Source organism: Beijerinckia sp. 28-YEA-48, from assembly GCF_900104955.1.
Lineage (GTDB): Bacteria > Pseudomonadota > Alphaproteobacteria > Rhizobiales > Beijerinckiaceae > Terripilifer.
The window spans coordinates 277,399-297,013 of the sequence record NZ_FNSI01000002.1; the positions used below are offsets into that span (position 1 = coordinate 277,399).

The 19,615-nt window shown below is 55.8% G+C and carries 18 protein-coding genes; 3 read left to right on the top strand and 15 right to left on the bottom strand.

Annotated features, from left to right (window positions below; genetic code table 11):
• Positions 1-6: 6 nt before the first annotated feature.
• The gene (dapA, locus tag BLW50_RS29135; protein WP_170850447.1) at positions 7-903 is read left to right on the top strand and encodes a 4-hydroxy-tetrahydrodipicolinate synthase; all 897 of its coding nucleotides are present in this window, start codon (positions 7-9) and stop codon (positions 901-903) included.
• Between the two features lie 52 nt (positions 904-955).
• Entirely contained in the window at positions 956-1,546 is a 591-nt protein-coding gene (locus BLW50_RS29140; protein WP_090710881.1) for a malonic semialdehyde reductase, read from the top strand.
• A 44-nt stretch (positions 1,547-1,590) separates the two neighbouring features.
• Here BLW50_RS29140 and BLW50_RS29145 read toward each other — a convergent pair whose 3' ends face one another.
• The 10 genes from BLW50_RS29145 to BLW50_RS29190 all read right to left on the bottom strand — a co-directional run bounded on the left by BLW50_RS29145 (position 1,591) and on the right by BLW50_RS29190 (position 12,811).
• Complete coding sequence (locus BLW50_RS29145) at positions 1,591-2,415, bottom strand: alpha/beta hydrolase (RefSeq protein ID WP_244544520.1); 825 nt, start codon at positions 2,413-2,415, stop codon at positions 1,591-1,593.
• Between the two features lie 390 nt (positions 2,416-2,805).
• Positions 2,806-4,104 carry an MFS transporter gene (locus BLW50_RS29150; RefSeq protein ID WP_170850448.1) on the bottom strand — a complete coding sequence of 433 codons (1,299 nt, stop codon included), beginning with the start codon at positions 4,102-4,104 and terminating at the stop codon, positions 2,806-2,808.
• 177 nt (positions 4,105-4,281) lie between these two features.
• The gene (locus tag BLW50_RS29155; protein WP_170850449.1) at positions 4,282-5,553 is read right to left on the bottom strand and encodes a metal-dependent hydrolase family protein; all 1,272 of its coding nucleotides are present in this window, start codon (positions 5,551-5,553) and stop codon (positions 4,282-4,284) included.
• Between the two features lie 8 nt (positions 5,554-5,561).
• On the bottom strand, positions 5,562-6,872 hold the full coding sequence (locus BLW50_RS29160; RefSeq protein ID WP_090710422.1) for a TRAP transporter large permease: 1,311 nt from the start codon (positions 6,870-6,872) through the stop codon (positions 5,562-5,564).
• A 9-nt stretch (positions 6,873-6,881) separates the two neighbouring features.
• A complete protein-coding gene (locus BLW50_RS29165) occupies positions 6,882-7,412 on the bottom strand; it encodes a TRAP transporter small permease (RefSeq protein WP_090710424.1) in 531 nt (176 codons plus the stop codon).
• Between the two features lie 42 nt (positions 7,413-7,454).
• Positions 7,455-8,441 (bottom strand): TRAP transporter substrate-binding protein DctP, encoded by a 987-nt coding sequence (gene dctP / locus BLW50_RS29170; RefSeq protein ID WP_170850450.1) that lies wholly within the window; start codon positions 8,439-8,441, stop codon positions 7,455-7,457.
• 37 nt (positions 8,442-8,478) lie between these two features.
• Entirely contained in the window at positions 8,479-9,456 is a 978-nt protein-coding gene (locus BLW50_RS29175) for a hypothetical protein (RefSeq protein ID WP_090710430.1), read from the bottom strand.
• A 10-nt stretch (positions 9,457-9,466) separates the two neighbouring features.
• Positions 9,467-10,630: a M24 family metallopeptidase gene (locus BLW50_RS29180; RefSeq protein WP_170850451.1), complete on the bottom strand. Its 1,164-nt coding sequence runs from the start codon at positions 10,628-10,630 to the stop codon at positions 9,467-9,469.
• Between the two features lie 11 nt (positions 10,631-10,641).
• Positions 10,642-11,553 carry a branched-chain amino acid transaminase gene (locus tag BLW50_RS29185; RefSeq protein ID WP_210186180.1) on the bottom strand — a complete coding sequence of 304 codons (912 nt, stop codon included), beginning with the start codon at positions 11,551-11,553 and terminating at the stop codon, positions 10,642-10,644.
• Positions 11,554-11,602: 49 nt separating this feature from the next.
• Complete coding sequence (locus BLW50_RS29190) at positions 11,603-12,811, bottom strand: metal-dependent hydrolase family protein (RefSeq protein WP_090710435.1); 1,209 nt, start codon at positions 12,809-12,811, stop codon at positions 11,603-11,605.
• A 117-nt stretch (positions 12,812-12,928) separates the two neighbouring features.
• On the opposite strand from BLW50_RS29190, the gene BLW50_RS29195 reads away from it, so the two are divergent.
• Positions 12,929-13,924 carry a LysR family transcriptional regulator gene (locus BLW50_RS29195; protein WP_090710437.1) on the top strand — a complete coding sequence of 332 codons (996 nt, stop codon included), beginning with the start codon at positions 12,929-12,931 and terminating at the stop codon, positions 13,922-13,924.
• A gap of 147 nt (positions 13,925-14,071) precedes the next feature.
• Here BLW50_RS29195 and BLW50_RS29200 read toward each other — a convergent pair whose 3' ends face one another.
• From BLW50_RS29200 to BLW50_RS29220, 5 genes are read right to left on the bottom strand one after another with little or no spacing between them, the layout of a single operon-like run.
• The gene (locus BLW50_RS29200) at positions 14,072-14,776 is read right to left on the bottom strand and encodes an isochorismatase family protein (protein WP_090710439.1); all 705 of its coding nucleotides are present in this window, start codon (positions 14,774-14,776) and stop codon (positions 14,072-14,074) included.
• Between the two features lie 11 nt (positions 14,777-14,787).
• A complete protein-coding gene (locus BLW50_RS29205) occupies positions 14,788-15,387 on the bottom strand; it encodes a helix-turn-helix domain-containing protein (RefSeq protein WP_090710441.1) in 600 nt (199 codons plus the stop codon).
• 9 nt (positions 15,388-15,396) lie between these two features.
• A complete protein-coding gene (locus BLW50_RS29210) occupies positions 15,397-15,669 on the bottom strand; it encodes a hypothetical protein (RefSeq protein ID WP_090710443.1) in 273 nt (90 codons plus the stop codon).
• Complete coding sequence (locus BLW50_RS29215; protein ID WP_348272892.1) at positions 15,669-17,531, bottom strand: hydantoinase B/oxoprolinase family protein; 1,863 nt, start codon at positions 17,529-17,531, stop codon at positions 15,669-15,671. The genes BLW50_RS29210 and BLW50_RS29215 overlap by 1 nt, the downstream gene beginning before the upstream one ends.
• Positions 17,497-19,614 carry a hydantoinase/oxoprolinase family protein gene (locus BLW50_RS29220; protein ID WP_090710446.1) on the bottom strand — a complete coding sequence of 706 codons (2,118 nt, stop codon included), beginning with the start codon at positions 19,612-19,614 and terminating at the stop codon, positions 17,497-17,499. The genes BLW50_RS29215 and BLW50_RS29220 overlap by 35 nt, the downstream gene beginning before the upstream one ends.
• Position 19,615 lies beyond the last annotated feature (1 nt).

Genomic DNA, 19,615 nt, shown 5'->3' on the forward strand with positions numbered 1-19,615 from the left:
TCCATCGTGGATCTAAGCAAGTTTCGTGGCGTCATCCCCGCCATGGCTACGCCATTCAGCTCTGATGAACGTTTTGATGCGGGTCGTACACGTGAACTGATCGAATGGTACCTCGCCTCCGGCGTTCACGGCATCTCGGTCGCCGGCAGCCAGGGTGAATTCTTCGCACTCGATCACGACGAACATATCAAACTGCTCGAAACGGCGATGAAGACAATTGGCGGTCGCGTCCCCCTTTATGCCGGGACAGGCGCCGGCAATACGAAGGAAACGCTTCGTCTCACTCAAGCCGCCGAAGCGATTGGTGTCGACCTCGCCCTCGTGATCACGCCATATTTTGTGCAGCCGACGCAAGACGAACTGGTCGAGCATTACACAGCCATCGCCAAGAGCACCAAACTACCACTGATGCTCTACAACAATCCTCCCCGCACCGCGGTTAATGTCTCGCCGCCAACATTGGCACGCTGCATGGCCGCCGCCGAAAATATCGTCGGCATGAAGGATTCGAGTGGCGACGTGACTCAATCGGTGGAGTATCTGCTGCTGACCCAAGGACGGTCGTTGCTGTTCTCCGGCCGCGATACGATCGCACTGGCGCTGTTCATGCATGGTGGTCACGGCACGATTTCGCCGGCCGCCAACGTCTTTCCGCGTCTGATGGTGCGGCTCTACGATGCCTTCATGGCCGGCGATCTGGCCGAGGCACGCCGGATCTCCAACGTCTTTGCGCCTTTGCGGGCCGCCTGGGCCTGGGGTTCTTTTCCGGTCGTGATCAAAGAGGCAATGACCCTCGTCGGTCACAGCGCCGGCCCTGCCCGGCGGCCGATCGCCGGCTTGCCTGCCAATAAGATCGCCGATTTGAAAACCGTCGTCGAACGCATTGCGGCCGAAGACCGCTGATCTGATGTTAAGTTCCGCGCACAAGACACAAGAGAACCCCGACAAACGCCGAATGCTCGACGATCCAGCTCTTGATCTGCTGTTTCGCCGGGCTCGATCTCAGAACGGCTGGCTACCGCGCCCGGTCGAAGACGACCTGTTGCGGGAGCTTTGGAATGTGTTGAAATGGGGCCCGACATCGGCAAACTGCTCGCCCATGCGTCTAATCTTTCTGCGCACAGCGGAGGCTAAAGCACGACTGAAGCCTTATCTCGGTCCAGCTAATATAGACAAAACCATGACCGCACCGGTAGCGGCGATCATCGGATATGACACCCAGTTCTATCGGCAGCTTCCCACGCTTTTTCCTCATAATTCGCAGGCGGAAGGCTGGTTCTCTGGCGAGGAGAGGCAGGTCTTTGCGGCGGCTACGGCCTTGCGCAATGGCTCGCTACAGGGCGGCTATTTCATCGTGGCGGCACGCGCGTTGGGGCTCGACTGCGGCCCTATCTCGGGTTTCGACCATGATGCTGTGGACGCTGAATTCTGGTCAGGAACAACGGTACGCACTAATTTCATTTGCAATATCGGCTACGGTAGTGGCGAAAAGCTATTCGATCGTCTTCCGCGGTTGGAAGTGGACGAGGTTTGCAGCTTTTTTTGAACAAGGGAAATAATAGTCATTCCTGATCGGGCCTGGCATGCATTTCAGACGAGCAGATCGGCAATCTGCCGCATCAATAACGAGTTTGGAGATCTCAGGCCTTCAAGAACCGTATAATGGTTTGCATTGCAGATAGGTACGAGTTGGCCGCCGAGATGCTTTTCCGCGCGATAGGCGTGATAGTCTCGGCTCGATGCAATCATCGCTGGAAGCTCATTTGTCCCATAAGCGATTGAGAAAGCCTTGTTTGCCGGCGATAATCGTTTCGGTGAGAGAAACTCAACCTCCACATCAGTCAGCATCACTTTATCATTGACGTGTGGCGAACCTTGTAAGTGAGCGAGATCGTAGACACCAGAGATCGCGAGACCCGCGGCAATGCGAGGATGATCGAGAAGATAAGCAGCAAGATGACCACCAGCTGACCAACCGGTCACAATCACGGGTCCCGCAATCCCATGGCGGGCGGCGTTGGCCGACAACCAGTCAAAGGCAGTTCGCAACTCTTCGGTAATTCGCGTTAGACTCACCTGTGGTGCGAGCGTGTAACCGGGAAGCGCGGCAGACCAACCACGTGCCAGTGCTCCTTCAGCCACGCAAGCGAAGAGCTCTTTACTCCCTCGCTGCCAATAGCCGCCATGGATATGAACAAGACAAGGGGCATTGGGATCAAAGCCGGGATAGAGATCCCACTTTGTTCGTTCAGAGTTTTTGTAGATAAGATCGAGATGCTGGGAATATTGACTGCGAAGAGCCCCAGAGGAAACCTCTAATCGCTTATTCTCAAGAGCTACAAATTCCGCTCCGACATGGGCTGTATTATTGTAAGCGAGGTTGCGCTCTTCTCCTGACATCAGTTCCCAGTTCACTCAATTCTCCTAAGAAGTCAGCTCGCGAAGCCTCTAGTGGAGGACAATGTAAGAAAATGACAATAGCTGCAAGGATTTCGAAACGACCTTGGATATCTGCCACGAACAGCAAAATCAGCGGAGCTATGATCTATGCCGCGTCGCGGCCCTAAGGGATCGTGTAGACGATCAATAGAAATGTTCCTACCGACCTCATTTCAAATATCACTCTCCGCGGCTCGTTGATCGCGCTTTCTAAGCTCGATGCAACTGCTGATAGCTAAGATGCGGACGAACATACTATTAAGACCGCCGCTTGCCTCCCCTCACCAATGCTCGGCGACGTCCGGCCGGTCGATGAAGCCGGAGGATTGCCCACAGGCTAATAGGCCAGAGCCATACCCTGCTAAATTATGAGATCGCCGCCTGCCCTGATGCCGCTTTTGAAGGTAACAAGAGTGTAATGACGCCGACCAGGCCAATCAACGCCATGGCCAATACGTAGTAGGCGGCCGACGCCTTGTCGCTGGTTAAAAAGACCAACCACGAGACCATCAACGGTGCAAGTCCACCGAAGACCATATTCGCCACATTATAGCCTACTCCAAGAGTGGAGGCGCGAACACTAGCTGGAAAAAGCTGCGCACAAACAACCGTCATCAAACCGACGATCATGCTCCCTGGAATCGCCAACGCCATTTGCATCGCGATCAATACACCCAGACTCGAATGTGCAATAACCCAAACATAGAGCGGATAAACGATGACAGCCAACAACAGCGCTGCCAGACCGAGAAGCCAACGCGCCGAAACGCCTCTATCAACGAGCGACGCCCAGAATATACCACCAACGGCGCACATCAGGCCCGCAACGCTGGTGCTCAAAAAGGGAGCAAGCGGACCGAGGCCAAGTTCACGTACAGCAAAAGCCGGCATGTAAACAAAAGTCACGTAGAAATTCCCGGCGCTCATGGCCATGAGGGCAAATGCCGCGATCAACTCCCGACTTTTCTCCCTTGAGAGCAAAACCATGTCTTGGAGCCAAGACGACCGCCTATGCGATGAAAGGTCGAGTGTTTCGTCCACTTGTCGCCGAATGTAATAACCAATCGGCGCGATCAATAGACCGACAAGGAATGGAACTCGCCAGCCCCATGCTTCAAGCTGAGCGGTGGTAAGAAACAAAATGCCGGCCAGGCCAATAGCTCCGGCCAATACGATCGCGAGAAGCGAACTCGTCATCTGCCATGCAATATAGAATGACTTACGATTCGGTGGGGCCGATTCCGCCAACAATGCAACCGCACTGCCATATTCACCCGATGCGGCAAACCCCTGTAAAAGCCGCGCCATCAGAACGACCGCTGGAGCGATTGGCCCCGCCATCTCATATGTCGGTGAGAAAGCTATCAAGGCTGTCGCGACGGCCATGATCCAGATTGTCGTTGTTAACGCCGCTCGCCGCCCCACGCGGTCCGCGTAGATCCCAATCAATAATCCGCCTACTGGCCGCATGATAAAACCTGCCGCGAACGTCGCAAGCGTCAGCATCAAGGCCACGTCACTGTCATAAGTTGGAAAGAATAGCCGAGACATCGTTACGGCCAGATATCCATAAATGACGAAGTCAAACCACTCGAACGCATTCCCAAGTGCAGCCGCGATGAGAACCTTTTTCGGATACGAACTCGCTTGATCAATTCTCGGCATCGGCCCCTCCATTGATACCTAACATCGATTCATCGTTCACAAGGATCATGGCGTGACTCGCGGCTTGCCTGATCGGGGCCGCACCGACCACTCACATCCCGTGTGAGCGGCGCAACCCGGCCGATAGGCCGCCTCGCGCGCATCATCGATTCTATTGTCGACGAGGCGAAAAGCAGATCACGGAATCGGTCCCGAAATTCCAGCTCCAACAAGCATGGCGCTCACATCACGATCCAGAACTGTCCGACCGTTTAGCACCACCTGCCGGATCTTTTCGGGTTGCCGCAACACGCGGATATCAGTCAATGGATCACCATCGAGTATGATAAGATCAGCATTCTTGCCCTCCTCCAGAGAGCCGATCTGCTGGTCGAGTTTCAGGAGGCGCGCGGAATCAAGCGTCGCGACGCGAACCGCCTCCTGCGGCGCCAATCCCATCTCCACGAGATAGGCGAGCTCATCGAGATTGCTACCGTGATACGTGAAGGGCACACCAGAATCGGTCCCCATTGTCATCCGGACTCCCGCGCGATGTGCGGCTTTGAAGCTCGACATATGAGCTTCGATAGCTGAATTCGCCTTCTCCGCAATATGCGACGGAATCCCCGCTGCGACGCCATGTGACACGACATTGCGCACGGCCGCCGACGTTGCGACCAGCCAGGTACCACGAGCGAGCATCAACTCGATGCCCTCCTGATCGATGAAATATGCATGCTCGATGGAATCCGCTCCTGCGAGCGTCGCACGTTTAACGCCTTCAGCACCATGCGCATGCGCCGCTGCGATCTTGCCTGCGTCATGAGCTTCGTCGACCGCAACACGCATTTCGTCAATCGAGAACTGCGGTCGACCGATATCTGTGCCAGCCGTTAAGATCCCCCCACTGGCAATCAGCTTAATATTGTCCGCACCAGCTCTAAGCTGTGTCCGTGCCGCGCGACGAATCGCATCTCGCCCATCGACTTCTTCACCGAGCAGTTGCCAACCATGCCCTCCAGTCATACAAAGCGCCGTCCCGCTCAGGAGCAATCGCGGCGTGATACAGAGGCCCTCCTGAGCCGCCCGGCGTAGTGCGAAGTCGATCTGCTTTGGGGCGCCGCAATCCCGAACGGTGGTGACGCCAGCGTGCAGCGTCGTCAATGCGTTGATCGACGCACGCATCAATGTCACCATTTCGTCCATCTTTGTGACGATTGGTGTGGGCGCAGCATGGCCATGCATTGTCAGGTGAACATGGCAATCGATGAAGCCTGGCAGTAACGCCCGTCCGGCAAGATCGACCTGCCGCACGTTACCTTCCGGCAATCGCTGCTTTGGCTCCCCCACGCCGACCGCCACAATCGACTCGTCTTTCGTGACCAAATAGCCATTTGGAATATCTCGCAACCCGTCCAGAATACGACCGTTGCTGTAAACCGTGACAGAATTTGCGCTGGAACGTGTCATCGCGTCCCTCATTTGGTCATATAGCTAGGTAGCCAGAGGGACAGCACCGGGAATGCGATCAGCAGCGCCATCAAGATCAGATTGATGATGATGATGGGCCAAGCCGCGCGCGTGATATCGGCCATAGTGGCATTGGGTGGGACCCCTCGTACCACATACAGCAATATGCCAAACGGTGGCGTAATCTGCGCCAGCTCGACATTGAGCAGCATAGCTGTGCAGAACCAGATCGGCTCATAACCCAACGACTTCACAACTGGGATGAAGATCGGGATCGTCATCATGATCAGAGGAATGCCGCCGATCGGTCCGCCGAGGACCAACGTCACTAGATGCATCAAAACGATGACCCATATGGCTGGGATCGGCAATGTGCCGGCAATTTGCACCAGCTTCTGCGCCGAACCAGTATAGGCCAACAATTGAGTGAACGTTTGCGACGCCGCAAGAATCGCCAGAACCATCACGGAAATCCGCAATGTCGAGAATAGCGCGTCGCGGGTCGCAGCCCAGGTGAGCCGACCGTAAACGGCAGCCAGGCCGAAAGAGGCGAAGGTGCCGAGCGAAGCGGCCTCGGTCGGTGTTGCAACACCGCGGAAAATCACCACGATCATTGCAATGATCAGGAAGGACAATGGCAAAACATACTTTGCCGTCATGACCAATCGTTCCTTGATCGGAACCCGCTTCGCTTCATAGCGTGGCGCGGCATTCGGATCGATCTTGCACACACCAAGAATATAAACGACGTAGAGCAGTGCGAGCAGAAAACCAGGAATCACGATAGCGATCAGCAGCTTGCCGACGGAGACATTGGCTATCACCGCCAAGATCACACCGAGCGCACTGTGCGGCATCATCACCGCGAGGCCTCCGCTGCCGAGCAAAGGACCGACGCTCAGCTTCTTGCTGTAACCGCGCTCCTCCATGGCCGGGGCGAGCGCGCGCGTCAGCATTGCCGTGGTTCCTATACTCGCGCCCGACAACGACGCAAGGATCGTTCCTGATCCCACGGCCAACAGCGACAATCGTCCTGGAATGGAGCCAAGCCAGCTATCCAACGCATCGATCATCCGCATGACGAGCCCAGTTCGGAACAAGATCTCGCCCTGCAGGATGAACATCGTGATTGGTAAGAGGACGAAAACGGACAGGCTGCCATAAACGCTGTCGATCAACAGTTCGAACCCAGGCTCGCCCATGAAATAGCCAAGGAAAATCACGTTCACGCCGAAGAATGCGAAAACGACTGGAATGCCGAGCAGTACCAGCACGAAGAAGCACGCCATCAACAACAAGAAAGCGGTATACCATTCCATCGGATGCCCTCAGATATCGGCGCTGCTGTCATGAGAGTGTGTTCTGCCATCCGCGCCCGGCCAACTTTGGCGGCGCAGGAGCTGGATCAGCCACAGGAGGCTGCCGATCGGTATGATTACGTAAATGTAAGCAATGGGGACTTCACGCAGCTTGAAGAAGTCATAAGTGTCCTTCGAAAAATTGTCCCACGTGACGATCGTCCCGTACCAGGTCAGAAGCATGCAGGTGGTGACCGCCAGAACCCAGCCAAACCGCTCCGCCGCCCAGTTCACCCAGGGCGGCAACAGCGTAACGATCGAGTCGTCGCTTGTGTGGCCACCTTCACGCTGCAACCAAGCAGCACCGATAAAGGTCAGATAAACGAGACTCCACTCGTTCAATGGCGTGACAATGCTGAACGAGAGATCGAAAAAATAGCGACACAGCACCTCGATCGAGACACTCACCACCTGGAAGCCGAGCAACGCACATCCAATCCAGGCGCAAAGATCGAGAAGCCAATCAAAAGTGATCCCAAGCTTTCGGCAAAGGCGATCCACGGCGTTCCCTCCGTTTGTCCATCTTAGAGTTCATGCGACGGGTCAGTCGCGGCTGATCAAAGCGCGAATCTTCGCGGTCTGCTCGGCACCAAGCTTGCTGGCGAGCGTTTCAAACCGGGAATTGTTGGCCATTTGCCGCCATTGCTTGGCTTCGTCCGGCGACAGATGTGTAAAAGTTATGCCGGATTTTTCCAGCTTCGCTCGTTCTTCGCCGATCAATTTGGCTTCGATAGCGGCCATATCCTTCTCGATCTCAAGCTGAGCGTCGGTCAAAATTGCTTTTTGCTTTGGGGTGAGACCTCTGAACTTCTTGAGATTCATGAAAGTGAACGTTGTATATGACGGCCAGAACGGATCGGCGAGCCCATACTTGACAACTTCCTGAAGTCCCATGTCGTAAACGAATATGTTATACGGAGCGGCGGTCACGATTCCGCGTTCCAGGGCACCATAAATTTCCGCAATGTTCATACCGATCGGAACAGCACCTACTTGCCTGAATAGTGGATCATAGCCTGAGTGCGAGCGAATCTTCATATTCTTGAAGTCCGCAAGCTTATTGATCGGCTGCTTAGAAAATATGTAGAAGCCTGAATTTGTCGCGGTCCGTCCGATCACTTTGACATTGATCTTTTCGTGCGCTTTGTCGAGAAGCTCGAAATAGCCATTCTGCCGCTCCTCCGTTGGCGTGATATCAGATAGTCCTGAGGTATCGACTTCCGGAACAAGCGGCGTATGGACTGTAAAGGTCATGACGATGTCGACAAGGCCTTTGCTGAGCGCATTGATCTGATCGCTAATCGGAAATACTTCCGGGCCACCAATCAGCTCAATGCGAACATCACCCTTGCCAGCGGTGTTTACCTTGTCGATCCACATCTTGAAGATCGCCATGCTGTCCTCGATCTTGGACGGCGGTACATAGGCGATGGCACGAAGCACTGTTTCAGCTGATGCCGCAGACCATGGCAACCATCCAAGAATAGCCACCAGTAATGCCCGGCCAATGAAATTCATGGTCCTGCGCATACTCATCCCCCCTCTGAAAACGACTATTCAGTTGTCCCTATCCATACATGTCGAAGTCGATGCCTATCTTGGCCGCCAGTGCCCGCCGATAGATTTCCCAACCGACCACGACATCGGTGCTGGCGATGCCGCATACCGCAACGACACTTCGATCCGAAAGTCCGGCACGCGCAGCATTTCCGGTTACAAGGTCATGCGTTCGAACTGGTGCACGCATCGCGGCGAAATCCTGTTCGCTACGAGCTCCCACCTGCTTGGCGAAATGCGGAAAATCGTCGGCGACGACTCGATCTGCCGCCAACAGAACATCGTCGGACCAGGAATTGACTATATCAAGGGGAATGAACACCGTGCCTGGTGTAAAGGCATCACCGGTCAGCGGACGCGCCCCGGTCGGCGGCACGGAGCTGACAACAATATCCATATCGCGCATTGCCTGCGATGCGTCGGAAACCGGGGTGATCGTCCAAGTACCTTCTTTGGCCATATTGGCACAGAATGTCTCACGCGTTTCCGCGGTTCGCGATGAGACCATGACGCGCTCGATCGAAGGAAAAACGGCGCTCATAATGCGTAACGACCATAAACCAAGGCCGCCGCAACCAACCAATCCAAGCGATTTTGGTTCACGTGCGATAAGATGCTTAGCAGCGACGGCGGCACAAGCAGCGGTCCGCAGGAAGGTGACATACATCCCTTCCATAAAGCAGCATGGCTGACCGTGATCAGGCTCATTCAAAACGATTAGGCCATGAGAGTCCTGAATTCCATGATCGAAGCTTCCGGGAAAATACGACACCCACTTCATACCCAAGGCGCGGCTTGATCCTCCTACCCAGGCTGGCATTGCATGGAGAAATGACTTCCGCCGGTCGGGGTGAACGCCAATCTTGGTCGGAACCTCCGCATCACCGGCGGCATCAATACTGTAAGCCTGCTCGACCAAAGCAACGATCTCTTGCGCCGTCGGAGCAACCGCCTTTACGTCCTTTTCGCTGAGCAGCCGTATCTTCATGACCAATTTCTCACATCACTTGGAAAAGGCGCCAATCGGAGACGGAGGATAGAATTTCGCAGCCACCCTCCCGGATTACGACGTGCTCTTCCGGGTTCAGCAAACCCTCAACGGTTTCGATCTTCGGTTCCGGCGTCAACGCCATGCCAACTTGCAGCACGGCATCGTCGGTCGCCGAAATCGAAGGAGGCTCGTTTTCAAGCCCGATGCCGTGGCCGATGCGCTTTGATGGATGGTCTGAATAATTTTGCCACTCTGGATGGCGAGCCAAGCAGCGTTGCGAGAACTCGAACAACTCGCGCATCGACACTCCAGGCTTCATGCGTTCAATAAGCTCGTGGAGGATCCCCCACATACCGTCGTGCTCGGCACGCTGCCGAGAAGATGCTGGCCCGAATACGGCGCGGCGGGCATAATCCATCTTATATCCGCAGAAATTAGCACCACCGTCGATGTACAGAATATCTCCCGCCTGGAAGGTGCGGTTCGGCCCGGTTGATCCCATCACCATAGGTGGTTCCGATGTGAGATCGCCACCTTCATCGAAATAGTAGTCCAGCACTTTACGCTGGACTTCCGTAGCCTTGATGCCCGGCCGCAACTCCTCGAACGCACGCTGCCAGGCTCTCCCGCCGATGGCACATGCCTTGCGCATGCACTCGATTTCCCATTCCGATTTAACCAGCCGACAGCCCCAGATCACGTCACTGGAATCAACGAAGGTGGCTCGCGGCAGCGTCTCCCGCAACAAATCAAAATCGTTTACAGCGATCCCGAGCCAGACCTCGCGTCCGAGTTCGATCCCGAGCTTGCCCGAAGACAGCCCTCGTTCTTTCAGTACGTCGGCAATACCCCAATCCACCCGAGGCGCTTCCGTAAACGGCACTTCGGGATAGATGCGGCGATCGGTGACCCATGATGGAAACGGCTGCTTGTACAGCCGCGCAAACATTTCAGGGCCCGACCAGCAAATCAGCGCTGGCTCACCGGTGAGCGGCAGCACGAATATCGCCGGCCGCGACCGCATCCAAGATGCGACCTTGTGGCCGGTGAAATACGAATAGTTCACAGGATCGGTGACAATAAGGCCGTCAAGCCCGTGGCGCCGCATGAGCGCACGAGCCCGACCGACACGGTTGTCGTACTCGTCGGGTGGACTCAAAAACATCGCCATTTTTCCAACCCCTATACCGGCGTTCGCCATTCCGACCAGTTTGAGTCACGGCCGTAGACAACATCGAAATAGGCTTTCTGCATCGCGGCAGTCACCACGCCACGCTTTCCGTTACCTATCTTTCGATTGTCGATCTCCACGACTGGAGTAACCTCCGCACCGGTGCCCACAAAAAACACCTCATCAGCGGTCAGCATGTAGTCGCGAGAGAAGAGTTCTTCCCGCACTTCCATTTTATTCGCGCGGGCAAGCTGAATCACGCTGTCGCGCGTAATACCGTCCAAAAGATTGCCGAGCGGCGGCGTAATCAACGCTCCGTCACGCACGAGGAAGATATGTTCCACCGAGCCTTCTGCCACATATCCATTGGTGTCGAGCAAAATCGCTTCATCGTATCCGTCACGTTTTGCTTCTGTTCGCGCCATCTGAAACAGCATATAGTTGCCACAGGCCTTGGCCTTAGACATGTTCGTGTTGATATGCTGGCGAACATAGCTTGAAACGCGAGCGCGACTGCCATTCTCTAGCGTTCCCTTGCCAACATACTCGCCCCAGTGCCATACCGCGATCGAAACATCGATCTTGCACTCTTCATAGGCAAGCCCCATACCGCCGTAGCCAATGTACGCGATCGGGCGAATGTAGCACTGCTCAAATTTGTTTTCGCGAATGACCTGGCGCGTGGCTTCCGTCAGTTCCTCAATACCAAAGGGAACCTCGAATCCGAGGATCGTGGCGGAGCGGCGCAGGCGATCAAGATGTTCCTTCAGCCGAAAGACCGACGGGCCCTGCTCAGCCTTGTAGCAGCGGATACCCTCGAACACTCCAAATCCATACTGCAAAGTGTTGCTGATCAGATGCACATGCGCGGCATTCCAATCAACGATCTTGCCATTCGTCCAGACTTTTTCTGCCTTTTCCACGATCAACCTCAGATGTCGGTAATGGCGATTAACGCCTTCAGTGCGGATATCAACGCTTGGTCGGGGCGCGATCGACCAGGACCTTGCCGCCGACGGCAACAGTCAGAATGCGGTTCCTATCCTGCAGGATCTTGGTGTCAGCGAGAGGGTCGCCGTCGACCACGACATAATCGGCGAGCTTCCCGACCTCGAGACTCCCGATGCGGTCCGACATTTTTAGAAGCTTGGCGGCATCGAAGGTCGCCGCCGTCAAAGCCTCCATGGGCGTCAAACCCATTTCCTCCAGATAAACGATCTCGTCGAGGTTGTTGCCATGATCTGTGAATGGGACGCCGGTATCGGTGCCCATCGCCAACTTCACGCCTGCCTTGTATGCGCGTTTAAAGCCATCCACATGCCGTTCGATCGCCTCCTGCGCCTTGCGCACCACATCGGGACGAATGCCCGCGGCTGTGCCGTGTTTAACGACATTGCGCACCGCCGCCGATGTCGCGACCAGATAGGTTCCTCGATCGAGCATCAGTTGAATGCCCTCGTCATCAATCAAGTAGCCGTGTTCGATCGAATCGACCCCGGCTTTGGTCGCATTCTTGATGGCCGTTGCGCCGTGGGCATGTGCGCAGCAGATCTTACCGGCGGCATGCGCCTCCTCAACGGCGGCTCGCATCTCTTCGATCGTGAATTGTGGGGCTCCAATATCGGTGCCCGGCGAGAGGATGCCACCGCTCGCGATCAATTTAACATTATCGGCACCAGCCTTGATCATGGCGCGCGCCGCCCGGCGCAATCCATCCGGGCCGTCAGCCTCATAGCCGAGCGACCAGCCATGTCCGCCGGTCATACAGATCATCATACCGCTCAAAACGAGCCTCGGGGTGGGACACAGGCCCTGCTGCGACGCAGCCCGTAAAGCATAGTCGATGCCGCCGCGCGACCCACAATCGCGGATTGTCGTAATTCCCGCATCCAATGTGCGGCGCGCATTGCGAGCGGAGCGTAGAGTGGCGACCGCATCCGAATCCGCCGCAGCCTGTGCTCGCGGGTCGGCGACCCCATCATTACGCAGATGAACGTGGCAGTCGATGAGGCCAGGTAGAATTGACTTCGAAGTCAGGTCTCGCAGCTCAACATCACCACCGAAAGAGGGTAAATCACTGCGACCAATTTCGGCGACCTTGTCGCCATCGACAATCACATATCCTTGATAAGCATTGCCACGACCATCGATCACCTGGCCATTTACATACGCGATCGCCATAGTTTGCTCGTCTCCCTCGCATCACCAATAAGTGGAGCGATGCTCTTCAACCAACCTGTACCTATTATCTTTGATGGGCAGTATTGCTTTTTGATAGAGAGGTCATAACAATTCGGCATGGCTATCGATCATCGCGAACTTGCGGTCTTTTTGAACGTGGCACGGCTTGGCAGCGTTGGCGCTGCCGCTGCGGCAATGGCGTTGACGCAACCCGCACTCAGCAGGACGTTGCGTCGTCTAGAGCAGCAACTTGGCGTGTCTCTATTTATTCGCCACTCCACCGGCATGGAGCTCACGACATACGGTCGATCGTTGCTCCCACACGCAGAATCGCTCGCCAACGGATTGCGCCGCGCGGTTGATGAGATTGATCAGCTCAAAGGCGCGTCGAAGGGGGTGGTCCGGATCGGCATTTTGCCAAGTCTCGCGCCAGATCATTTGCCGATAGTTCTGCCCAATGTTTTGCAGAAACTGCCAGGCGTCCAACTACAAATTCTAGAAGGACCAAACCATCAGCTCATCTTTTCGCTACTGCGCGGCGAGATCGACTTCGCCATCGCGACCGTTTCACCAGATTTCGCCGAGGATAATATTCGGGTCACTTCACTTGTCCAATACGAGATGTGCATCGTCGCGAGAGACGATCATCCGCTCCTTTCCAAGAAAAAGATCGCACCCGCGGATTTGTGCCTTTATTCATGGGCGCTTCAGGAGAAGGGCGGCACCATTTGGCGGGATTTTCTTGCCACCTTCAATCATCTGGGCCTTGAGGCGCCTACCGTCGTCGTGACGGCAAATTCGATACAGACGCTCAAAACTTTGATCATGTGCAGCGATCTCGTGACCGTCCTGCCACGTATTTCGATTCAAGCAGAGGAGAAGAACGGGATACTCCGCTCCCTTCCGCTCCGCGAGGCGATTTGGCACCGACAGCTCGCAATTTTTCGCCGTACCACGGGACCCGTTTTACCGGCTACCAACTTCGTGATAGCCGAATTTCGTAAGGCACTGGCCAGCACGTTGCCATTGCCAAAACTGGGGCATAGTCCGGATCTAGACACGTCCGCAGCTGACGCCCAAAGCCAGCGCGGCAAACGGATTCGAAAGACCTGATGACACGTTCGAAGGTTCGCGCCTCTCATCTTCGATATCCTCGGCAGCTATTCAGAGTGTACTCGATAGGTCCGCTTATGCCGATTCAGCTGTCATCTTTGAGCCTGCGAACCCGACGATCCTCCGAAGCCCCGTAGCGGCGCTCTATTAAGCCAGCGGCGTATTCGAGACCCCGGCGCGATCCAGAAGTTCCAGAACGTCCTGCGTTTCGAGAACGTCACCGAATTGTTGAATGATGGTCTCCAAAGTCGCTCTATGTTCATCGTCGGAAAGGGCGGCGCAACAATCGGAAACCATGACAACCTTGAAATCCAGCATCATCGCGTCTCGCGCGGTTGCTTCACAACATACATTGGTTTTAGTTCCGGCAATCAGAACGGTGTCTATGCCAAGATTGCGGAGAATCTGTTCGAGATTTGACGAGCCGGCAATGAGAGCGCTGTAACGGTTCTTGATAACCACGATATCCTGCTTCGAGGTTGTAAGATCCTGCCACACACTCTGTCGCTCCGGCGCCAGGCTCTCGATCGTGCGTTCACGAACATTGTCGGCGACAACATGATTGAAAAAGAGATTCCAGTCGCTTTTCTCGCTGAAATGAGCGTTGGCATGCAGGACCCAGATGATCTGAACGCCCCGTTCACGCAGGCTGTCCGTCAGGACATTGACGTTGGGAACAATATTTCTGGAGACCGGAACTTCGGCTGGTGATCCGGGTTCGCAGAAGGTATTCTGCATATCGATGACCACCAATGCAGTCCGTGCCGGATTCAGGGAATCGAACCAGCTCACGCGACCTCGGCGTGCCATCAAGCGGTCAATAATTTCTTGTCGAATCTTTACATCGTGCATATCACCGCTCCTTAGAACGATAGCTTATCGCTAAACACCCACACCACGGTTGATTCTCCCGGGTGCGTATTTTCCCAAGAATGCTCAATCTGGCTTTTGAATTGGATATATTCGCCGCTCGCCAAATCGATCAGTTGATCGCCAATGCGATAGCGGATTGCGCCGGAGAGAACGAAGCAGAGTTCCTCTCCCTCGTGCTGCATTGGGCTGATGCCGGAATGGGCGCCCTTGTCCAATACACCCACGCGTGATTCCAGAGCGCCGGGAAAGAAGTTGCCGCTAAGATCTTGCAGAGTCATGTTCATTTCGGAATAGTTGATGGTGTCGCGTCCATCTTTCCGAATGACGACCACGGGCTCAGGGCGCTTGCGATATCGTTCCACAAGAAACCCAAGATTCTCCTCAAGCGCCATCGCGAGATTGATCGCGTTGACAAGGCTGGGCCTCAACAGCTGATTTTCGATCTTGCTGATTGTGCTGGCAGGTACGCCAGACATATCAGCAAGCTGAGTGAGCGTCATACCGCGCTCAGTGCGTAGCTGCTTGAGCCGCTTGCCGACGGTTTCCACGACATACTTGGACTGGGGAAGCTTTTTCTTGGGCTTAGGCACAATCGCGGCTCATGAAAAGAGGCGATCATTGAGAAACGGATCGCCCGACAGCGCGACTTCGGTATCAAGAAGCGCGCCGCACTGCTTGCAGCTAAATTGCCGGATCATCACATCCAAACCTATGCCGAGGCCTTGGCCAGGCAGATCAGCGGCAGGAGTTTCGCTCAATGCGCTATGCTCCTTCCAGATTTTCTCTGTCGAACAGATCGATTTACGGCAATGCGCGCAGCAGACGTGACCGTCGGTGATTTCAAGTTTCAAGGACATACGTTTGCTGGTCATCACACACCCATGCTGGCTTGACGTTGAGACCGTCTCTGGCTTCTCAGTTCGCGCGTCGATTGCGCATCGACCACGCCCTCTTTCAGTACGACGCCATAGACGGATTCCGCAGCCTCCATCGAAACGATCCCCGAGGCGACGTCGTCGAAGACGGCTTCGGGCTTTCTATCGATCGGGTCGCCAATGCCGCCGCCGCCATTCCACCGCAAATAAAGAGCGTCATCGCCACGAAGCGGGAATACACCCCACGAAATCGGCTCCTTTTTGCCTGGCAAGTCCGAAAGGCTCTGTTCGAAGGCCGGCTTCCGGTTGCCACCTCCTTCCGCCTTGACCCAGACATAGTCGTTGACCGATCCGGGAAGCCCGCCGGCGAGGCCATCGCTTTGCGGAAATCTCGAGCCTTTGCCGGAGAGGACATAGTCCAACCCGCCGTTCGGCGCATCGTGAGGGACGATGGCCATCTCGCCGCCGGCTCCCCCTCTGTGCTGACCTGGTCCACCAGAATCGAGCAAACGGCGCCGAAACAGATATCGAATGGGAAAAGTGCTTTCGATCGTCTCGACGTTCGCCATGCGAGAAATGGGATTGGGAATTTCTCCGCCGACATCGACGCCATCTGCGAACGTTCGGGCGCCGCCAGCGCCAGCAAATGTTTCGGTCAAAATACCAATGGATAGTCGTCCGTGCTGATTTTGGCCGAACATGAAGAGAGCGAAATGATTGGCGTGCCAGACAGCCGTCGCCTCTTCCGCGTATTTCTCACTCGCCGCCAGCATTTTGCCGATTGCCGAGCAGGCGGCATTGTTGACGGATTGAATAGCGCCGACCGTTGCCACGGAGACGGGAGCCGGACGCGTGCAATTGACGATGCTACCTTCGGGGGCAACCATTGTAATGGGGCGAATAACGCCTTCATTCCAGACGATGTCATAGCAGAGGAGCGGGAACAACGGCGCGAACAGTCCGCCCAAGGATGCCCATTTGGTGCAGTTGACGCTGTACTGCGACTGGGGAGAGGATCCTGTAAAGTCAAACGTCAGGGTGTCGCCGAGCTTGCGCATCGTCAGAAAGACGCGAAAGACCTCGCCCTTGACATCGAGATACTGTCTGGACTGCCATTCGCCATCAGGCAGCTCCCGCAGCCTCGCTCTGAGCCGCGTCTCCGATTGTTCGATCAACTGCTGGCTGGCCGCGTCAACAGTTTCCGCACCATATTTGTCGACAAGCGCCAGCATGCGCTCGCGGGCCACGTTGTTGCAGGCAATCATCGATTTCAGGTCGAGGGCGACCATCTCCGGTCCTCGAACCATGTTCAAGATCGTGTCCCACACATCCTGCCGAAGCTGGCCTTTTGATACCAGCTTGATGCCGGGGCTGCTGAAACCCTCTGAAAATATATCCACGGCATCTGGCGCGAACCCACCTGGATTCATGGCGCCGATGTCGAACACGTGGACGAAGCAGGCGCTCCAGGCGATCAAGCGGCCTTGATGATGAATGGGGCTGACAAGATAAACGTCAGAGGTATGCAGGGCTGCAGTGAAGGGATCGTTCAGAAGGAAGATATCGCCTTCTTCAATGTCGTCCTTGAAGCGCCGGATGATCGACTTGCACGCCTCGGAAGCGCTGGTCAGATGGTGCAGAAAGCCGACGCCGCCCATCAACAGCGAGCCGTCAGCGCGATACAGGGACACCATCAGATCGTGTCCCTCATTGGTGATGGCCGTGCCCGACACATGCTTGAGCGTGATGACGGCCTCTTCGACAACGCGAAACAAGCGATGGCGGATGATGGCAAAGGTAATGGGATCCATTGTCAACTCCCGGTCAAACCGTTTCGAGGAAAATGTTGCGGTAGCCATCCATCCGGGCCGTTTGTTGGGCCTGGACAACGATTGTCGTAATCGGGGTATGGATGACGGCCGGGCCGCTCAGAACATTTCCAGGTTCGAGCTTCTCGAAATCGTAGATGTCCGCCTCCCGGAAATCATTGTCGAGGCTGACATAGATAGGGCGTTTACCCATAAGAGCCCCTCTCGCCTCCGAAGAGCCTAAGGGAAGCGGCGCAAGCTCGGGCCTTTCCATCAGACCGCGCGCCGTCAACCGGAACATGGTCATCTCGATACCTGCCTCCCGATAGGCCGAGCCCTTGCCGAATTTGCGTTCGTAGAGAGCTTCGAAATCGTTGATGAGGCGCTCGAGGGAGTGATCATCCATCGGCATGACGCCCCGTACCAGCGTGGTCACTTCGTGAACCTGTCTGAGGTAGCGAAGGTCTATCGACCAATCGAACGCCATTTTATCGGGAGAGAAACCTTCCGCGGCAAGGCTCTTGCGAGCCTGATCGATCATAGGCGCGTAAAGAGCGTTCACCTCCGCCGGCGATGCAGACGAAGGCAATACTTTCGCGACCGAATATTCGTGCACGATATCGGCGGAGATCATGCCGAAGGCACAATTGACCGAAGCCGTATAGGGAATGACGATTCGCTTGACGCCGAGTTCGGGACCAAACACACCAGCGATCATGCCGCAAGAGCCGCCAAATGCGTGGAGGATAAAGTCTCTTGGATCGAGGCCACGTTCAACGGTGATTTCGCGGATGAGATCGGAGACCTGCGCGCAAGCCACGCGATACACGCCAAACGCCGCCTGCTCCACCGACATTCCCAACGGCTTGGCGATCCTTGTTTCAAAGACCCGCCTGGCATTTTCCCGATCGAGCTTCATGCTCCCACGCAGGAACGTATCGGGATCCATATAGCCAACCAGCATGAAAACATCAGTGAGCGTCGGTTCGCCTCCTCCCAATCCATAACACACAGGCCCCGGACGGGAACCGGCCGATTGCGGCCCGACACGCGGCGCGTTCGTTCCCGGCTCAAGAGAAATAATGGACCCGCCCCCCGCGCCGATAGATACGACCTCGATTTTTGGCTGGGTATAATGAAACCGATCGACCATCGGTTCACGGGCGTATTCAATTTCTCCGTTCTGAAGGACCGACACTTTGAATGTAGTCCCCCCCATGTCGGTCGCGATGACATTTGGCTGCTCAAGAAGGTTGCCCAACGCCTGGCTACCAATCACGCCGGCCGCGGGCCCACATTCCAGCATGCCGATGGAGCGTTCCGCGGCTTCGACGCCGGGAAGCAGTCCGCCATAGCCTTGCATGACCATCAGAGGGCCGCCGTAACGGTGCGAGGTCAACAATCTTGAGAGGTCGCCAAGATAATTCTTCGTCACTCTGCCCGCATAGGCATTGATAGCCGTCGTCGAAGTCCGTTCGTATTCACCCGGCGTCGGCGCAACCTGAGAGGACAGGGTGCAATAGACCCCAGGCGCAACGCGCTCAACCGCCTGCCGAAGCACTTCTTCATTCCGCGAATTGAAGAATGACCACAGGAATGACACGGCGATCGCGTCAACGCCTTTCTCCTCCACGAGGAACCGAACAGCCCGTTCGGCCTCCTTCGGATCAAGGTCCAGGAGGATAGCGCCTTTGTAGTCGACCCGTTCGCCCACCCCGACAATGCAATCGGGGGCGACCAGCGGCGCTGCCCGGCTCGTTTTCACCGGATGCTTGAGACGATCTTCCGTCAGTCCGCCCCACCGGCCGTAAGCGCCGCGGGTGATCAGGATCGTATCCTCGAATCCCTTGGTGGTGATGAGACCGATCTTGGACCCATCCCGGGTAAAGACCGTATTATCCACGACCGTCGAGCCATGAACGAAGAGCTTCGTCTGGGAAAGCAGCTCCTCGAGCGAAACATTCATCACATCGCACGCGGAGCGGATCGAATCCAGAACGCCTGCGGCAAAGTTGGGCGGAGTTGATAGCGCCTTGCCAATGTGAACAGGCTCACCCGCAGCAAATACGACCGTATCCGTACAAGTTCCGCCAACATCAGTGGCAACGAGATACTTTTGAGCACGATCAAGCACA